This is a genomic window from Rummeliibacillus sp. SL167, from assembly GCF_007896505.1.
Lineage (GTDB): Bacteria > Bacillota > Bacilli > Bacillales_A > Planococcaceae > Rummeliibacillus > Rummeliibacillus suwonensis.
Map to the genome: position 1 here is coordinate 71879 of NZ_VCBM01000001.1, position 17400 is coordinate 89278.

19 protein-coding genes are annotated in these 17400 nt (G+C 35.4%); 7 read left to right on the forward strand and 12 right to left on the reverse strand.

From position 1 onward, the window contains the following. Positions 1–74 precede the first annotated feature (74 nt). Positions 75–275: a hypothetical protein gene (locus FEZ13_RS00230; protein ID WP_146550997.1), complete on the reverse strand. Its 201-nt coding sequence runs from the start codon at positions 273–275 to the stop codon at positions 75–77. A gap of 18 nt (positions 276–293) precedes the next feature. Beyond that, positions 294–617, reverse strand: a complete 324-nt coding sequence (locus FEZ13_RS00235; protein WP_146550998.1) for a hypothetical protein — start codon at positions 615–617, stop codon at positions 294–296. Between the two features lie 206 nt (positions 618–823). Here FEZ13_RS00235 and FEZ13_RS00240 point away from each other — a divergent pair, with 206 nt between their 5' ends. After that, complete coding sequence (locus FEZ13_RS00240; RefSeq protein WP_255473026.1) at positions 824–1288, forward strand: manganese efflux pump MntP; 465 nt, start codon at positions 824–826, stop codon at positions 1286–1288. A 443-nt stretch (positions 1289–1731) separates the two neighbouring features. After that, a complete protein-coding gene (locus FEZ13_RS00245) occupies positions 1732–2166 on the forward strand; it encodes a Dps family protein (protein WP_146547929.1) in 435 nt (144 codons plus the stop codon). A 267-nt stretch (positions 2167–2433) separates the two neighbouring features. On the opposite strand, the gene FEZ13_RS00250 is transcribed toward FEZ13_RS00245, so the two are convergent. The 3 genes from FEZ13_RS00250 to FEZ13_RS00260 all read right to left on the reverse strand — a co-directional run bounded on the left by FEZ13_RS00250 (position 2434) and on the right by FEZ13_RS00260 (position 3909). Further along, positions 2434–3405 carry a metal ABC transporter solute-binding protein, Zn/Mn family gene (locus FEZ13_RS00250; RefSeq protein WP_146550999.1) on the reverse strand — a complete coding sequence of 324 codons (972 nt, stop codon included), beginning with the start codon at positions 3403–3405 and terminating at the stop codon, positions 2434–2436. Positions 3406–3503: 98 nt separating this feature from the next. Then, the gene (gene yidD, locus FEZ13_RS00255) at positions 3504–3737 is read right to left on the reverse strand and encodes a membrane protein insertion efficiency factor YidD (RefSeq protein WP_208220725.1); all 234 of its coding nucleotides are present in this window, start codon (positions 3735–3737) and stop codon (positions 3504–3506) included. Between the two features lies 1 nt (position 3738). After that, positions 3739–3909: a DUF3267 domain-containing protein gene (locus tag FEZ13_RS00260; protein ID WP_146551000.1), complete on the reverse strand. Its 171-nt coding sequence runs from the start codon at positions 3907–3909 to the stop codon at positions 3739–3741. A 464-nt stretch (positions 3910–4373) separates the two neighbouring features. On the opposite strand from FEZ13_RS00260, the gene FEZ13_RS00265 reads away from it, so the two are divergent. Together FEZ13_RS00265 and FEZ13_RS00270 are read left to right on the forward strand one after the other, a co-directional pair. Further along, positions 4374–5225: a M15 family metallopeptidase gene (locus FEZ13_RS00265; RefSeq protein ID WP_186725707.1), complete on the forward strand. Its 852-nt coding sequence runs from the start codon at positions 4374–4376 to the stop codon at positions 5223–5225. A gap of 102 nt (positions 5226–5327) precedes the next feature. Further along, positions 5328–5579, forward strand: coding sequence for a GlsB/YeaQ/YmgE family stress response membrane protein (locus FEZ13_RS00270; protein WP_146547933.1), 252 nt, complete (start codon positions 5328–5330; stop codon positions 5577–5579). Positions 5580–5864: 285 nt separating this feature from the next. Here FEZ13_RS00270 and FEZ13_RS00275 read toward each other — a convergent pair whose 3' ends face one another. Continuing rightward, positions 5865–6911 carry a Cj0069 family protein gene (locus FEZ13_RS00275; RefSeq protein WP_146551002.1) on the reverse strand — a complete coding sequence of 349 codons (1047 nt, stop codon included), beginning with the start codon at positions 6909–6911 and terminating at the stop codon, positions 5865–5867. A gap of 558 nt (positions 6912–7469) precedes the next feature. Between FEZ13_RS00275 and FEZ13_RS00280 the strand changes: the two genes are divergently transcribed. After that, positions 7470–8903, forward strand: a complete 1434-nt coding sequence (locus FEZ13_RS00280; protein ID WP_146551003.1) for a UDP-N-acetylmuramoyl-L-alanyl-D-glutamate--2,6-diaminopimelate ligase — start codon at positions 7470–7472, stop codon at positions 8901–8903. Positions 8904–9300: 397 nt separating this feature from the next. Here the strand turns inward: FEZ13_RS00280 and FEZ13_RS00285 are convergent, their stop codons facing one another. The 5 genes from FEZ13_RS00285 to FEZ13_RS00305 form a co-directional block, all read right to left on the reverse strand. Continuing rightward, a complete protein-coding gene (locus FEZ13_RS00285; protein WP_146551004.1) occupies positions 9301–9531 on the reverse strand; it encodes a hypothetical protein in 231 nt (76 codons plus the stop codon). 386 nt (positions 9532–9917) lie between these two features. Next, on the reverse strand, positions 9918–11657 hold the full coding sequence (gene cydC / locus FEZ13_RS00290) for a thiol reductant ABC exporter subunit CydC (protein WP_146552708.1): 1740 nt from the start codon (positions 11655–11657) through the stop codon (positions 9918–9920). Positions 11658–11682: 25 nt separating this feature from the next. Beyond that, complete coding sequence (cydD, locus tag FEZ13_RS00295) at positions 11683–13410, reverse strand: thiol reductant ABC exporter subunit CydD (RefSeq protein WP_146551005.1); 1728 nt, start codon at positions 13408–13410, stop codon at positions 11683–11685. A gap of 9 nt (positions 13411–13419) precedes the next feature. Next, positions 13420–14421 (reverse strand): cytochrome d ubiquinol oxidase subunit II, encoded by a 1002-nt coding sequence (cydB, locus tag FEZ13_RS00300; protein WP_146551006.1) that lies wholly within the window; start codon positions 14419–14421, stop codon positions 13420–13422. Next, the gene (locus tag FEZ13_RS00305) at positions 14418–15818 is read right to left on the reverse strand and encodes a cytochrome ubiquinol oxidase subunit I (protein ID WP_146551007.1); all 1401 of its coding nucleotides are present in this window, start codon (positions 15816–15818) and stop codon (positions 14418–14420) included. Before FEZ13_RS00305 ends, cydB begins: the two co-directional genes overlap by 4 nt. Before the next feature lie 640 nt (positions 15819–16458). On the opposite strand from FEZ13_RS00305, the gene FEZ13_RS00310 reads away from it, so the two are divergent. Next, positions 16459–16641, forward strand: coding sequence for a YjfB family protein (locus tag FEZ13_RS00310; RefSeq protein ID WP_146551008.1), 183 nt, complete (start codon positions 16459–16461; stop codon positions 16639–16641). A gap of 208 nt (positions 16642–16849) precedes the next feature. Here the strand turns inward: FEZ13_RS00310 and FEZ13_RS19900 are convergent, their stop codons facing one another. Beyond that, positions 16850–16972 (reverse strand): hypothetical protein, encoded by a 123-nt coding sequence (locus FEZ13_RS19900; RefSeq protein ID WP_255473027.1) that lies wholly within the window; start codon positions 16970–16972, stop codon positions 16850–16852. Positions 16973–17084: 112 nt separating this feature from the next. Here FEZ13_RS19900 and FEZ13_RS00315 point away from each other — a divergent pair, with 112 nt between their 5' ends. Next, a complete protein-coding gene (locus FEZ13_RS00315; protein ID WP_146547941.1) occupies positions 17085–17396 on the forward strand; it encodes a transposase in 312 nt (103 codons plus the stop codon). Positions 17397–17400: the final 4 nt, after the last annotated feature.

Sequence of the window (17400 nt, forward strand, 5' to 3'; positions counted from 1 at the left end):
ATCATGTTTCCTCCTTTCAATAGAGAAATAATGGCATAATAAAAGCACTCAACCATTTCACAGTCAAGTGCTTGCTAATTTAATAAGTATATTGAATCATAAACTTTCTGGGCTTCAAAATATAAATCTGTTGGATCATCATTCTCATCTAAACCTTCGATTGTAATATCATAGACTTCAGATAATATATTATCAACTGTTCCATGCATTAATTCATCAAAGTTTGTCAAATGTTTACGCAAGAACTTTTCATCTTGCGGTGTCATATTTATCATATTTCTCACCTTTCACTTTTAGAGCTGTTTGTATTGAGTTACCTGTACATAGTTTATACTCACCCTGCAATTATTACCAACATATTGTCTAGAATTAGGGGGTTTTGTTTTAATGTCAATGGGATTTAGAAGTACATCTTTTGCATCTTCAATACGAACCCCTTCACGTTTTCCTTTGTGTGTACTTCCCGCTTCAACTTGACCTATTAATCTATCTACGAAATACGATTTGTAACCAGTAATTAATATCCCATCAGCTGCTGTTTGACCTACTAGTTCTGTTTGCACTCTATTAGCTATTTTCTTATGCACTTCAAAATCCAGTAAGAGCGTGTATATCACCTTTTTTAACAGCCATCTTATATCCTCTTAATAAATACTCATTTTTTGTTGAAAATGAAGAGATGAAGCCAAGGAAAATAGCTTCATAATATAATCAAAACCCTAATTGAAGCATTTTCTGAACGGTGAGTTTAGAAGAACTAAAACAAAAAAGGAATCCTTGCATATGATGAGGTGAACAGTTGAATCGATGCAGGGAGGATAGTATGCATTGGATTACGATTATTTTAATCGGTATCGCAGCGAATTTAGATAATTTGGGGATTGGGCTTGCTTATGGAGTGAAAAAGACGAAGATTCCCTTTACTTTTAATCTAACCATCGCAGTGGTGTCGATGATCGTTACTTATGTATCGGTAGTGATTGGCAGTATATTGATTGAGTATATAACACTTGAAAAGGCAAACTTTGTGGGAAGCCTTTTGTTATGCGTAATAGGAGCGTATACGATCGTGTTGCACATATTTTCTTGTACAAAGTCCATTAAAAAATTTGAGGGTATTGATAAAGATCGTAATAATGTTATTTCGATTCGAGAGGCTGTTGTTTTAGGCCTTGTCTTATCTATGAATTGCTTAGGGGGAGGCATTGCAATAGGGGCAAATGGAATTTCAGCCATTTGGACAGTGCTTTCGCTTTCGATCGGCATTTTCTCCATTGTCCACATTTAGTATTGGTGGACGGTTTGGACTGTTGCTTTCCAAAACGTTTATTGGAAGATATTCGGCTGTTATTTCAGGGATAATCCTTATTTTTATAGGGATTTTAGAAATGCATATATAACAAAGCCATTTTTTTGTCGCATGAACAGGTAGCTCTTTGCATTAAGATCAAGAGCAACTATTGCACTTGACCTGAAAAGGGTATTACACAAAAAGAAGGAATCAATTGGCTATTGGCTGTAGATTGCGTTTAGTTTAACTTCACATACATTGGAGGAAGAAACTTCATATTGTGTGAAGTTTTCTTTTTAGACAATGGAGAATATATGGACAAATTTCAAATTTTGGATTTATCGGCATTTTTCAAGTTGACAAAATGTTTAGCTTATAGTGAAATGGGAATAGTAAGAAAGAGTAAAATAAACTAGAACATAGTAGGAGTGTGGTTCTTTATGTCAAATTTACAAAAAGAATTAAATCAACTTGTTGCATCATGGTCTGTATTATACACAAAGCTTCATAATTTTCATTGGTATGTAAAAGGACCTTCCTTTTTCACATTGCATATAAAATTTGAAGAACTTTATAATGAAGCAGCCTTAAATTTAGATAATATCGCTGAACGTTTATTAGCTTTAGGTGGACAACCCGTTGCAACGTTGAAGGAACATTTAGAAATATCAGAGATCAAAGAAGCGGAAGGTCATGAAACAGCTGAGCAAATGGTTGAAACTTTGATCCAAGATTTTGATATCGTTAAGAAAAATTTAAGAAGTGGCATGATTGAAGCTGCTAATGAAAATGATGATATGACACAAGATTTATTAAATGCGATCAATCAAAGTTTAGAAAAACACGTATGGATGCTTAAAGCATTTATCTCATAAGCAAGTGAAAAGTATTAACTAAGTAATTCCTATTATTTTTGAACAACATAGAAGTGTCGAAATCTGGAGGTCACTGAAAAAATCGGCTTATCCTGATAAGAATCAGCTTTTTGGCTCTGAAAAGATGGATTTTTATCATAAACAGAATGATGTTAGTATCTTATTGGCCTTTAAAATACTCTTTCTCCGGTACTTTACAAAAACTAAAAATAAAAGCAGTTGGATAAGAAAGATCTCTTTCTTTCATCCAACTGCTTTTTTGATGGTTTATTTTGTTAGGGCTTTTTCAAGTATTTGAATATTCTTATGCATCAATGTAAAGTAATCATCATTGTTTTGGATATTGTCATTCGTTAACACACTTAAGTTGTTTAAAGTAAGGGCCTCGGCGCCAATATCTTTTTCAACTACTTTGGCAAGATTTGATGATACATTTTGCTCAAAAAGGATGTAATGTATATCATCCTTCTTTGCTTGTGCGACGATTTTCGTAAGTTCTTTTTGAGATGGCTCATCTTGCGAGTTTAGACCGGCTACTGAAATCTGCTTTAGTCCGTATGTTCCTGCAATATAGCCAAATGCTGCGTGGGAAACGAAGAATGTTTTCTGATCCGTTTTATCTGCCATTGCTTTAAAATCACTATCCAAGTCTTTTAAATCTTTGATCAGTGATTGGTAGTTCTTTTCGAATTCTTTTTTGTTATCAGGTTGTGCTTTTACAAGTGTATCTTTTATAGAAAGAGCTAGATCTTGGCTAATGATGGGTGATAGCCATACATGTGGATCGAATTGAGAATCATGATGATGTTCCTTTTCTGCTCCATGTTCTTCATCTTCATCATGGTCATGCCCCGTACTGACAGAAAGCTTATCTTTCGATATATCAGCTGCGGTTTCAACAAATTTGACGTTTTCGCTTTGTAATGATTTTTTTGCATTTTCAACGAAGCCTTCAAGACCAAGGCCAATATAGAAGAAGTAATTTGCATCAGCTACTTTCATCATATCTTGTTGAGTAGGTTCAAAAGTATGTTCATTCGATCCTGGTGGATAGATTGAAGACACTTCCACATGTTTGCCACCAATACGTTGTGCAAAATACTCAAGTGGATAGACAGTTGTATAAATTTTTAGTTTGTCATTTTTGCTTTTGGTTGTTCCAGTTTCTTTGCTTGCACCACAAGCTGTAGTAAAAACAGCTAGGAGGGTGATTAGAAAAATGGAAAAGATTTTTTTCATTTTTTCACCTCGTAAATAGTAACTATTACTATTTATTTTTAGACAATAGTTACTATACAAGATTTCTATGAAAAAAACAATAGAAAAACCTTCGAAAATTATTTCTTTTTCGAAGGCCATTCTTCAGGAACAGGATCATATCCACCTTTGCAAAAGGGTTGGCAACGCAGGATCCTTTTAATGGTTAGGTATCCGCCTTTTAAAACACCATGCTTTTCAATCGCTTCAATCCCATAGTTGGAACATGTAGGATAGAAGCGGCAACTTGGAGGTTTTAAGGGTGAGATCACTTTTTGATAGAAACGAATAGGGAATATGAATAGCTTTTTCATTTCATTTCTTCTCTTCCTTTTTAGAATCATCATTAAAACTATCAGTTGGTTTTGGGTCGATTGTTTTATGTGAATTTTTCTGATTGTTTTTAGCTACAAAGTATATTAATACAATCGCTAATACGATGGTCAGTATGACAACCGGCATAATTGCAATCCATGCGACGGACATTTTATTCACTCCATTATTGAATTATCTTTATTGTACTAAAATTTTATTGATAGTTATAGTATAGTGCTTCACGAAGAATAAGAACTGTGAACGTTTCATGACAGCTCTTTAGTTGGTCACTTCAAAATGATCCTGAAAAATGGATTTTAAAGTGGATATGTTGAAGAGGAAAAAGTTAGGATGAATGTTTGGCATAATCATGAAAATCATATGTTTTTAGCAATATTTGAATTAATTTCACAAATTGCTTTCTTCTTGATTCTGCATTATGAAATTGATTCATATATGGATTAGGGAGAAAAATTGTTCAAGTCTTGTAGAAAAGTAATCTCTGACAGAAATTAGTTGAGGATACCTATTTTATTGGATAAAATTAGATGAAGAACATATGTGATTGTTCATACATATTTTAATTTGAAAACTGGAACAGTGAAATGAGTTTGATGAAAAAAGAGGCGTATTTAATGAAAATAACAAAATCACTAATCGCTAGTTGTCTAAGTTTTACATTATTATTAGGAGGGGTTGATCAGGTAATGGTTCCATCGACAACCGCAAAAGCAGCAACCATACAAAAGGTCGAAAAAACGTTGAAGGCAACGGCACAATTGAATATCCGTAAAGGTGCTGGGGTAAAATATTCAAAAATCGACCAAATCGATCCAGGTGTTTTTGTAAAATCAACGCAATTTTATAAAGGGTGGTACAAGGTAAGTTATAACGGCAAAATAGGTTGGGCTTCTGGAAAATATTTAAAAAAAGCACCTGCTCATTATAAAGAAGCTGGATTGGTAGAGTTGACTGAAAAGGACGGCTTTGTGATCGACTTACAGTATGCCACAAAGAAAAATTTTATGGGCTATCGATTATATCCTAAAAAAGCAAAAGCATTATTAACCAAATCAACAGCTAAAAAATTGAAAAAGGCAAATAAATTGGCCAACAAAAAAGGCTATAAAATAAAAATTTGGGATGCTTATCGTCCACTTAGTGTGCAATGGGAGATGTGGTACAAAATTCAAAATCATATGTATGTAGCATATCCATTATTGGATTCAAAACATAGTAAAGGAGTAAGTGTAGATGTAACGCTTGTTGACAAAAAGGGTAAAGAGCTCACAATGCCAACAAAGTTCGACTCTTTCTCTAAAAAAGCAGGTCGCAGCTACAAAAAGAATTCCAAGAAAGCACAAAAAAATATGGAACTTTTAACAAAAATCATGAAAGAGGCTCATTTTACAACCATTGATTCTGAATGGTGGCATTACAATGATAAAAATGATGATTATCCGACGCTTGATGTGCCATTGAAATAAGATGATGAATACCTTTCTTTCTAAAATAATCGAATTGCTTAGTTTAAATTCATAAAAACGGGGAATATATAAGCAGAGCCGAAAGAAAGGAAGTTGATTTCTATGTTCAGTTTCATTTGGTTTTTAATAATCGGAGGTATTTTAGGATGGTTAGCCGGACTTATATTAGGTAAGGATATTCCGGGTGGTATAATAGGTAATATTATCGCAGGTATTATTGGTGCTTGGATTGGTAGTTTATTATTAGGCTCATGGGGACCAAAAGTCAGCGATTTTTATATAATACCAGCTCTAATAGGTGCGATTATATTGATTTTCATCATGAGCTTTATCCTAAAAGCAATGAAGAAATAAGGCAAGCGCGAATTCCTGAATAGTAGGGATTCGCGTTTACAATTTTAAGCTTTGTTATTTTTGTGAAAAGAATGTTTTCCATAGATTTATCCCGCTTTAACGGGCAGTAAGACCCCCATCTCAAGATTTAGAGAGAAACGAAAAAGATAGATGGGGGATCAACTGCCCGTAAAAGTCCGATTGGTTCAACTAACCATCAGTGGGGGATGAAGAAAACCCCCACTGATGGAGTTTCACTTTATATCCAAAAATACGGTGGATTTTGCCATGCGTCATAAAAATTTTTTAGACTGTTAAAGTGGTGTCTTTTGAAATTTTGGTTATGATTTCTTCTGCGATATTATGCGCTAACTCTAATTCAGATGTGAATCCGACGCATGAACAATTCATTTCGCCAAGGATATAACGGTCATTCCCCAATTCATCTGTATCAAGGATAAAGTCTGCTGTCCAGATTAATGGCAAATCATATCCACCTAAAAGCTTCATGATTTCAGGAAGTTGCTGAAGAAATGTGTCGACTAATTCTTTCCAGTCTTCTGGCTTATCATAGCGGTAATTTGCACCAGAGAATAAGGTTGCACTAAATGCTTCTTCGCTATCAGCTGGTTTTTTGTGTACAACATTAATGGGGTGATTATGTAACATGAACAAACGAATTTCCCCCTCTTTTATACGTGGAAGGAAGCGCATATCAACAAGCATGCCATTGTCACCTACAATATACTGCTCACAGAAGTCCATAAAAGCACTCAGTTCAAAATATTCCACATGATTATCTTTTGCTTCTGTGCATTTAACTTTTGCAGTAAGGGGGACTTGCGTTACTTCTGACGGTAACTCATCTACTAATTGAACTCGCCAAATCCCCTCACCTGTCGATCCACGATTTTGTTTTAACACGCGAATGCCATGTGTCAGTGACTTTGGAAAATTATTCTTGAATTCTTCAATTGTATAATAAGCATACGTATCACTAGGTACAAGAGAAGTATCCGTTAATTTTACTAAAGCATCCTTTGCTCCATAACCAATCATTGCGTCAGGGTGAGGCATCCCGATAATGCCTTCTTCACAGAGCTGACGCAGCATAGAAAAATAAGCCGACTCATCTTTTAAATTTCCAGGGTTAATACGAGAGACATAAGCAATTGCATGATTTTTTACATAGTCGAAAATCTCTTGTTGTTTTGCTACATCAAAGAAAATCACTTCTGCCTCTTGACCACGTTGTTGCAAAGCGTTGACCATCGGCATTGTATCTTTTCTATAGCCGTCTGGACCTTTGTCACTGCCGCCTTTTACTTCAAAAAATATAACCTTCTTCCCCATAAAGCTCCTCCTTTGTCTGAATGGATTCTAATCATATAATACAACAAAAGTAATATGTGTAAATGAAATAAATGTATATAATTTGTGAATAAGTAATTAATTTTTTATTAAATTTATATTTTTTTATAATAAAATAGTGTTTTTCTGATTTTGTGTAAAATGACAAAAAGGCGATCATACCATATGCAAAATCGTTACTGAGTGTAATTAAAAATAAAAAATTGATAACATAATTGTATCATTGAGTATTCATTTTTGTCTCGCAAAAAGGAAAAAAATTAGCGCTTTAAGGTTTCGCCAAAATATATACTTGCTGCTGAAATGAAGTATGTTGAAAACTTGAAGTAATAAAACCGCAAAAAAACATTTTTTACTTTATGAACTGGAATGGATAAAATCGCATCATTAAGATACCTAGCCATGTCAAAATAGAAAATGTGCTTTTTTAATTAAATAATTCCTTTTGCATAAATTATTTTGAATGGGTCATTATAAAAAAGAATTATTTGAATGTCCAATAAGACAAAACGTTATGCTTCGTTAGGAGTGAAATGCATCATGAAACTGAATACCCTATTAGAACGCATAGAAAAAAATGCAAATGACCCCATTCACAATTTGGATATCGATGGAATTTCTACTAACTCCTCTGAGGTGCGACCGAATGATCTATTTGTCGCCATAAAAGGTTATCGTGTAGATGGTCATGATTTTATACAAAAGGCTATTGAAGCGGGAGCGCAGATCATTATTGGAGAGAAAGATCTGCCGAAATTATCTGTTCCATATATTAAAGTAGAAAACAGTCGTCGAGCATTGGCAGAAATAGCTTGTGAATTTTATGGCAACCCTTCACGAAATAAGAAAATGATCGGTATTACGGGTACAAATGGTAAAACCACGACTTCTTATATGCTTAAGCATATTTTAGAATCGGCTGGAAAGTCTTGCTCATTATTTGGCACGGTTAAAAATGTAGTAAATGGACAATCTTTATCTTCAACAAATACAACTCCTGATGCCCTCGAATTAAACAAGCAGCTTGCCTTGAGCGAAGATGAATATATCATTATGGAAGTTTCCTCTCATGGATTGTCACAATATCGAGTTCACGGTGTGGAATTTGATTTTTGTTTATTTACCAATTTAGACCAAGATCATCTTGATTATCATCGAGATATGGAAGAATATTTTTCAGTGAAAGCAGGTCTCTTTGATCAGATGAAGCCAGATGGCAAAGCGGTGATTAATCATTACAATAGTTGGGGGCAAAAACTAGCAGAACAGTTGAAAGCTAAAAACTGCACCATTCACGTTATGGGTGATCAGAGCCATTATGACTTGCGAATCGATCAATTGAAATCTGGGAATTCAACAATTATTTTTGATCATAATGCCAATCTAAATTTAAAAATCAATATTTTAGGAAAGCATAATATTTTAAATGCGGCAATGGCATTTTTAACAGCAAGTAAAATGGGCCTATCTACAGAAGAAATACTGGGGGCGTTAGAATTGTTTCCGGGAGTGCCAGGCAGATTTGAAATGTTCCAACATCCCAAAGGAGCAACTGTTGTTGTAGATTATGCACATACAGCGGATGCGTTTAATCATTGTCTTCAAACGGCTAAGGAAGAAGGGGCAAAGCGTATTTTTCACATCTTCGGATTTAGAGGCAATCGTGATGTGACGAAACGTGGAGGAATGGTCAATGTGTCAAAGGAAATTAGTGATGTTCACATACTTACATTTGATGATCTAAACGATGTCACCTATGAAGAAATGGAAGAGGCCCTGCGTATATTAAATGAAGGTGGTTACATCATACCGGATAGAACTTTAGCGATTAAGCAAGCGGTTGAACATGCTCAACCGGGTGATTGGATTTGTATTACAGGTAAAGGCGCAGAAGAATATCAGCAAAAGTTCGAATTACCAACAAGTTCTGATATCGAAACTGTACATTTTTTGTTCAAACAAATGGAAATGTAGCGGTTCCTTCTGATGAAGTCGATAAACCCTGTTCACATCTTCTAACACTTATCTTAAGTGCTGGAGATTTTATATAGATGCCCCCATAAATTGAGCTGATCATTTTGTGGGGTTTTCAATCTTGTATCAGGTGCAATGCTAAAAACGCAAACGAGTTGGGTTATCCGCTTCCTAAGGTTTTCAATCTTGTATCAGGTGCAATGATTGCATAAAAAGCGGAGATCTTCAAATGAGGATCTCCATTTATCCCGTATATAGGCAAGTAAAATTTCCTTCATCAAAATTCAAGTAAAAATGGCGGATAAGCGTAAATCAGCTATCGGCAAAAAGCTCGATGGATTCAATAAACACCCAGCAAGATACAAAAGATTTCTACTGCCTGAGGACTTACTGTATTTTAAAAGAAATAAAAAAGATACCATACCACAATAGATAAAATAATCCCTATATAAGCAAATTTTGGCCAGGAAGCTTGAATTCCAAACAAAGATAAGAAGAGAGCTGTTGAATATATGCCTAAGCTAAAAAATCCGATGGCCTCTCCAGTTATGTTATCGATTAAAAGACCGATGATAAACAAAATAATAGCTAACACAAAGATGATCGTCATTCTGTTATTATGCTTCATCTTCCTTGAAAATAAATAGATCAACGTATTGAAAATCAGCCCTGATAGCAATCCAGCAATATACATATGAGAATACAGATGCATGAATCCTCACCGCTTTCGCAATTTTCAAGATTTACATCAGGTGTGCTGAGGAGAACTAAGAATAGATATGAAGCAAAAACACGAAAATCCCTATATTTTCCCGATTTTATCAAAGCAGATAAATCAGAATAATCAGTACACCTGAATTTATAATATACATTATATGAGAGGGCTTTCGTACAGTTCTAATGAAATTGCCTAGGGACAAGATATTCATGATCATAATCTCAAATAATCTCTATTTCAGAAAAAACAAAATGGGTTATTGTAGATAATAAATTAAAGTACCAATATCTATTCAGTTATTCAAGCATTGGATGATCTAGCGTGTACAAATTTCTATAGCGAGCACTATTTAAAAATAGTTCTTGATGTGTTCCTTCTAAGTGAATTTTTCCTTCTTCAATAAAAATGATTTTATCCATTTTTTCCATGCCTGCTAAGTGATGTGTTATCCAAATAATTGTTTTGCCTTCTAATGCTTCAAAGATGGTTTGGATTAATGTTTGTTCAGTAATGGCATCAAGGCCAACTGTTGGTTCATCGAGAATGACGATAGGCGTGTCTTGCAATAAAATACGTGCTAATGCGATTCGTTGTCGCTCTCCACCTGAGAAACGCTCTCCAAGCTCTTGCATGCGCGTATGATATCCTTCAGGTAATGACTTAATATAATCATGCATCTGAACTTTTTTGGCGGCTGCCATCACTTCTTCGTCTGTAGCATGGATATTTCCTAAACGAATATTATTCATCACCGTCGAGTCAAATAAATGCGGCTTTTGTTCAAGAACACCAACAACTTCAGCCATATCATCACTAAGCAGAAAAGCATTTATATCATTTAGTTGGACTGTTCCTTTTGTTGGTACAATCGCACCTAAAATGAGCTTAGCTAATGTACTTTTACCAGAACCTGTTTTCCCTAAGATAGCTATTTTTTCACCTTGATGAAGTTGTAAGCTCAATTGTTGCAAGATAGATGGCTCTGTATGATCGTATTCAAAATACACATGATCAAACGTAATGGTGATAGGTTGTTTTTTTAGCATGTTTACGGATGCTTGTGTAGATGCATCTTTTGGGGGATTCGATAATTCGATCTTTTCTAAACGATCTAAAGACGTTTCATAATTCGGCAAATGGCTAATCGCATCTGAAACAGGAACAAAGGCTTCTGCCAATGGGAATACGACTAATACAAAGGCCGCGATCCAAATATGCGCGAATTCTCCATGATCAGCACTGATCCCTGCGAAAGCGATCATCATCAATGTGATGACTGCCACTATTGATTGAAATAATAGATTGCGTCTACGATTAAAAGTGTCCATTTCATATTCTTGATCATCTTGTTGTTGTTCGATTTTTTCATAGGCTTTTAAAAATTCTTGTTGCTTTCCGCTGATTTTCCAATCATTCAACCCCATCACGGCATCGGTCAAAGAGGCATATAGCTTCCCACGGATCATTTTCATCTTCAATAGACGTTTACGATTGGCTAGTAATGATACGAGCGGGATCAGCACTACAAGTACAAACAATAACAGCGCCATCAATAAGGCAAATGGAATAGAAAAAAATCCTAAAGCAACAACGGCAATCATGTATAAAATAGCGGCAAAGATACTAGGAAAAATGGTTTTTAAATATAGATTTTGTAAATGTTCCAGATCATCAGCCAATACCCCTAGTAGATTGCCTGTTGAAAAACGATTTGTAAGCGCCAATGCTTGTGATTCTAATTTTTGATATAAACGAACACGCATGTTAGAAAGAATTTTCAAGACAAATGAATGGCTGTACAATTTTTCTACATAGTTAAATACTGGACGAAAAATACCAAATGTACGCACAAGCACAATTGGCACATATACTAATAAGATATTTTCAGGATGAGTAGCAGATTTGGAGATTAAATACCCTGATGTGAACATTAATGCGCTTGCACAAATAAATGCCATTGTTCCAAGAAATGATACAAGCCATAATAATCGACGATTTTGTTGTAAATATGGTCTTACCCATGCATGTTGGAGGATTTTGGATGATTTTGTTGTCACGATATTAAGCCTCCGTTCCATGTGATTGTTGATCAATCAAATCATAGTAATAACCTTGTTTTTCCAGAAGTTCTTCATGAGTTCCTTGTTCTACTATTTTTCCATGATGCATGACCAATATCCAATCCATATCTTTCATCCAGTGAAGACGATGAGTGGCAAAGAAAACGAATCGCTCCTTCAATAATGGCAGCATCCGTTGTTTAATCTCCCATTCGGTTTCAATATCTAAATGAGCAGTGGGTTCATCAAAAAGCAAGATCTTTCGCGAATCCTCTAAGAATGCTCGTGCTAATGCAATTCTTTGCTCTTGACCGCCACTTAAAGACCGACCTGTTTCACCGATCATTTCGTCATAGCCGTTTGGTAGTGATTCAATCACATCTGTTAAACCAGCGCGTTCACAAGCTCTTTTTATTTGTTCATCTGTAGCTTCTTTTGTATAAAAAGCGACATTATGTCGAACGGTATCATGGAATATATATGGATGTTGAGGAATATAGTAAATTTGTTTTTGCCAATCCTTGTTGGCAAAAGACTGAATCGTTTGATCATTTATTTGAATTTCTTCAGCATTAGTGTTAACAAAACCACTTAGTGCATGGATCAGCGTGGATTTACCAGCACCACTTGCACCAATAATCCCTATTTTTTGATACCCTTTGATGGAAAAGGATACTTGATCTAAAAGGGGAACACTTGCACCAGCAACTTGAACGGTCATATTTTTGATTTTTAAGCTAGCATGCTCATCCCATGCTGGAAGCTTCGTCTGGTCTTGAGTATACATAGGTTTTTCTAAAATAGCAGAAATCGCTGTAAAGGTATTTTTCCCATCAAGTGTCGCGTGATAATCTGAGCCAAACTCGCGAATTGGTGCAAAATATTCCGGTGCCAGGATTAAAATGGTCAATGATGGCAGTAATGTCAATGTGCTATTAATGAGCCCTAAGCCCAAAAATAGAGCAACGATGGCGATTGAAATACTTGTAAAAAACTCTAAGGCAAAGGTAGAAAGAAAGGCAATAGCCAACGTGTTCATAGTCGCTTTGCGATATTGTTCACTGACTTTGCGGATATTGCGATCATATTTTTTACTCAAACCTAAAAAACGCAAAGTTTTTAATCCGCGTAATGAGTCCACAAAATGATTAGAAAGGATTTGATAGGATTCATATTGCTTATCTGCTCTTGTCCTTGCAGCAAACCCTAAAAGGATAAGGAAAAAAATCAATACAGGAAGGACTAAGAAAAGGATAAGCGCTGATCTGCCATCAAGTATGAAGATATAAATGAAGATCAAAATAGGAACGATCATCATATTCATCAATTTAGGTAAAAATAATTGAACATATTTTTCGACATTAGAAATACCTTCTAGTGCCATCGTTACCATGTTTCCTGAACCGGTCGTTGCGGTAATGTTGGGCCCAAGGTGAAATAATTTCGTTGTTAGTTTCTTCCGTAACACGGCACCTGTTTTTATTGAAAAATGGGTCATATATTTTTCTCTAAAGTAAATGACAATATGCTTAGCGATAAAAAAGATAAAGAATAATGACATAGGGAGCAACTGATCAGCCAGCTGCTCCTTATGGAATAGATTTGTAATTGTAGTCGCTAGATAAATCGCTTGGAGTATTGTGAATATGCCTTGAAAAATGGCCATTATGAATAAGAATACAAGTGTTTTGGTGATTCCATTAAGTTTAAATAGCGCTTGATCAATCATTTATGTCACCTATTTCTTAGGACTAATACGTTGACGGAATACGTAATAACTCCAAATTTGATAGCCTAATACGAATGGCAGTAAGGTAAAGGCTACTTTTGTCATAACTGATAATGTGTAATGACCACTTGCCGCATTATGGATGGTTAAGTTAAAAGCAGGGTCGATAGAGCTAATCATCACACGTGGGAATAGCCCGATAAATAGCATTGCTACAACAAAGGCTACAGCAAGACCAGAGAAAGTGAATGCATACCCTTCACGTCCCTTATTGGCATATAGCATGCCTAAAACAGTTGCTACAACAGTTAGTCCTAATAATACAGGAGTAGCTACTGGACGTACATCAAAAAGATCTGTTTGTAAGTAGGTCAATATAGCAAAGATTACTTCTCCTACCAATAATACAATGTAAACTTTGTTTAATAAGCTTGTTGCGCGTTCATGAATATCACCAATTGTTCGTAAACCGATAAATGTTAACCCATGGACCAGTGAAAGTAAGACAACAGCTAGTCCACCGACCAATGAGTAGATATTGACAAAATCAGCGAATGATCCATATAGATGCATGTTTGCATCGATCGGCATACCGCGAACAAGACTTGTGAATAGCATTCCTACTGAAAATGGTGCTGCTAAGCTACCAATAAAGAATAACCAATACCAGAAATTTTTCGTTTTATCTGTTTTTGCATGATGACTATATTCAATACCGACACCACGAATGATTAACGCAAGTAAAAGAATGACGAATAATGTGTAATAACCTGAGAACATCGTAGCATACCAGCTAGGAAATGCTGCGAATAATGCACCGCCTGCTGTGATCAGCCATACCTCGTTGGCATCCCAGAAAGGTCCAATGGTTGTGAGAATTTGTTCACGTTCATGTTTATTTCGAGCAAGCAGGCGTGTTGACATGCCAACACCAAAATCAAATCCTTCTAAGAAGAAGAAACCAATAAAGAGGACAGCGACTAATACAAACCATAGTACTTCTAAACTCATTTTTCAAACGCCTCCTTGTCCATCAAATCGACTTTCGTATCTAGTTTTTCCTTTAAAAGAGCATCTGGTCCTTCTTTGGCTATGCGCGTCACCATCATAATCATAATGATCGTTAGAATAACATAGGCACTACTGAAAGAAATAGTTGAGAATAAGAGTTGTCCCTTTGAAACATTCGGTGAAACGGATTGTGCAGTCGTGTAATAACCAAAGACTGTCCATGGTTGACGACCAATTTCAGTCACGATCCAACCGGTTGTATTGGCGATAAAAGGTAATACAATAGCGCCGGTCATTGAACGTAAGAACCATTTTTTGTTTGTGATTGTTCCACGATTGGCAAACCACAAGCCAATCAATGAAAGAAGTACCATCAAGCCTCCAAATCCAGCCATGATGCGAAAACTCCAGAATACGGTTTTCACTGGTGGAATATAGTTGATGTTATCACCATATAGTTTTTCGTATTTTGCTTGAAGAGTTTTCAAACCTTCAACGGAACCATCGAATTCACTATAAGCAAGATAGCTTAATAAGTAAGGAATATTGACTTCCCATTTATTTTCCTTCTTATCGGTATCGATGCCACCAATTAGAGTCCAAGCTGCTGGATCACCAGAATCTTCCCATAATGCTTCGGAAGCAGCCATTTTCATTGGTTGAGATTTCATCAAATGTTGTGCTTGGGTGTGACCAGAGAAGATGAGCCCAAAACCAGCCACGCATGCAACAACCATAGCATAGTTAAATGATTTCTTGAAAAACTCTATATTGCGTTTTTTTAATAAGTTGTAGGCACTAATGCCGCCAATCACAAAACCACCTGTTGCAAGTGCGCCAAAAATTGTATGTGGATATTCCACTAATAACTGAGGATTCGTGAGTAAAGCTGTAAAACTTGTCAAAATAGCTTTGCCATTTTCAATTTTAAATCCAACGGGTTCTTGCATAAAAGAATTGGCTGCTAAAATCCATAGAGCCGATAATGAAGTTCCTAATGCAACCAGCCAAGCAGATAATGCAATTGTCCATTTAGGCAACTTATTGCGTCCAAACATCCAAATCCCTATAAAGGTAGATTCCATAAAGAACGCAAGTAAGGCTTCAACGGCAAGTGGTGCACCGAAGACATCCCCCATAAATCGAGAGTACTCAGACCAGTTCATACCAAATTGAAATTCTTGCAAAATACCTGTTACAACACCAATAGCAAAAGATATTAAAAAAATTTTACCCCAATAGAGAGACATATCTAAATAGATCTTCTTCTTTTTCCATACATACATCGTTTCGAATATTGCCACTAAGAAAATCATGCTAATAGAAAGCGGAACGAAAAAGAAATGGAAAATGGTAGTGATTGCGTATTGGATTCGAGCTAGAACCAAAACATCCATTTGAACTTCCTCCTAAGAAAAAAAGAATTATTTTGAATTTCTCCTTCAGTATACGACCAATTTTTCTTAATGGAAGTGCTAAATTAGTACAAAAGTGTCACGAAGTTGTGAGGTTATTGTGAAATTTCGCTTATTCACATAGTGGAAACTTTTTCAATAGGGGAAAAACCTCAAAGTTTATCATTTTTTTATATGATGGTGTTTATTTTAAAACAATTGTACTAAAAATAGATAAATTAGTAGTGATTTTGGTATATTATTTTGGAATATGTATTAATATAAAAAGCGTGAAAAAGAGAATATAAAGACTCTTCAGAAGCTTATAAAACAGCGCAGAGGTTTATATTTTACTCTTGAAAAGCAATGGAATTTTATTATATGAAATATCATAATTAGGACTTTTGACTTATTTTTTATTTCAACGTTAAAGGAGCCTTAAAAATCAGGAAGAGGATGCTTGATCAATATCAAATTTATACGATATTTGGTATTAAACAAAAGGTAAATAAATAGAAGTACAAGTTTGTTTGATTAAAAGAAATAAAGATAATTATTGAATGTAAAGAAAATTCTTATCGTGAAAAATTCCACTTTAGAATCATCAATCCTTACCCGATATTAGAGTAGGGGAGTGATCGATATGGATTTGAATGCCATTATGGCGACACAGCTTTCAGATCTTCAGCAAACTGTTCAATTAAGCGTTTTACAAAATGCGATGAATATGCAAACGACTACGGCTGTTCAATTGTTAGAACAACTACCAGAGCAACCACAAGCTGTTCATCCATTCAAGGGTACTACGATTGATATCCAAGTCTAAATTTCAAAAAGGATTGTTTAAAAAGTCTCGCTTAATAATATAACACTTTGACTAATGAAGAAAAATCTGCTCAATCTAATGAAAAGAATGAGCAGATTTTTTTGATAGGAGTAGAAATTTTTCGTAACGAAGGTGAAATGAATTTTACTCTTTTAATTTTTCGTACAGTTCTTTCTTTTTTGTATAAAAATTTTTCAAATAAACCAAGCTATTGATAAAGTGAAGCTTCCATCAGTGGGGGTTTTTTCATCCCCACTGGACTAGAGGAACGGAAGTGAAAAGCGCCACGTCCTGTGGCAACACCTGAGGGACCAGCATCTTGTTGACCCAAACCAATCGGACTTTTACGGGTAGTTCATCCCCCATCTCGCTTTGTCGTTTCTCTTTCAATCTTGAGATGGGGTCTTACTGCCCGTTAAAGTAGGATAAAAAGGAGAATTTAAATGTCTGATAACGTCGATGTATATGTATCTGTCATGCACCAATATTATAATTTTTCGCCTCATGATGCTCCTTGGGAATTTCATATTAACGTAGATCCATCCATGTTAAAAGTATTTGATCTATTGTTTGAGCAACTGACGAGTTGGGATCATAATGGTATGTGGAGAGCACAGCTTCCTGCCGTACCATATCACTTTGATGAGCAAAATGATGAAGTCGATAAACGTTTAATGAAGTTATATGCACTGATCCATGAGTACGGAGATCAGGATACAAAAAAATTCATTGAACAAATGCCTTACTATAGTTGATACT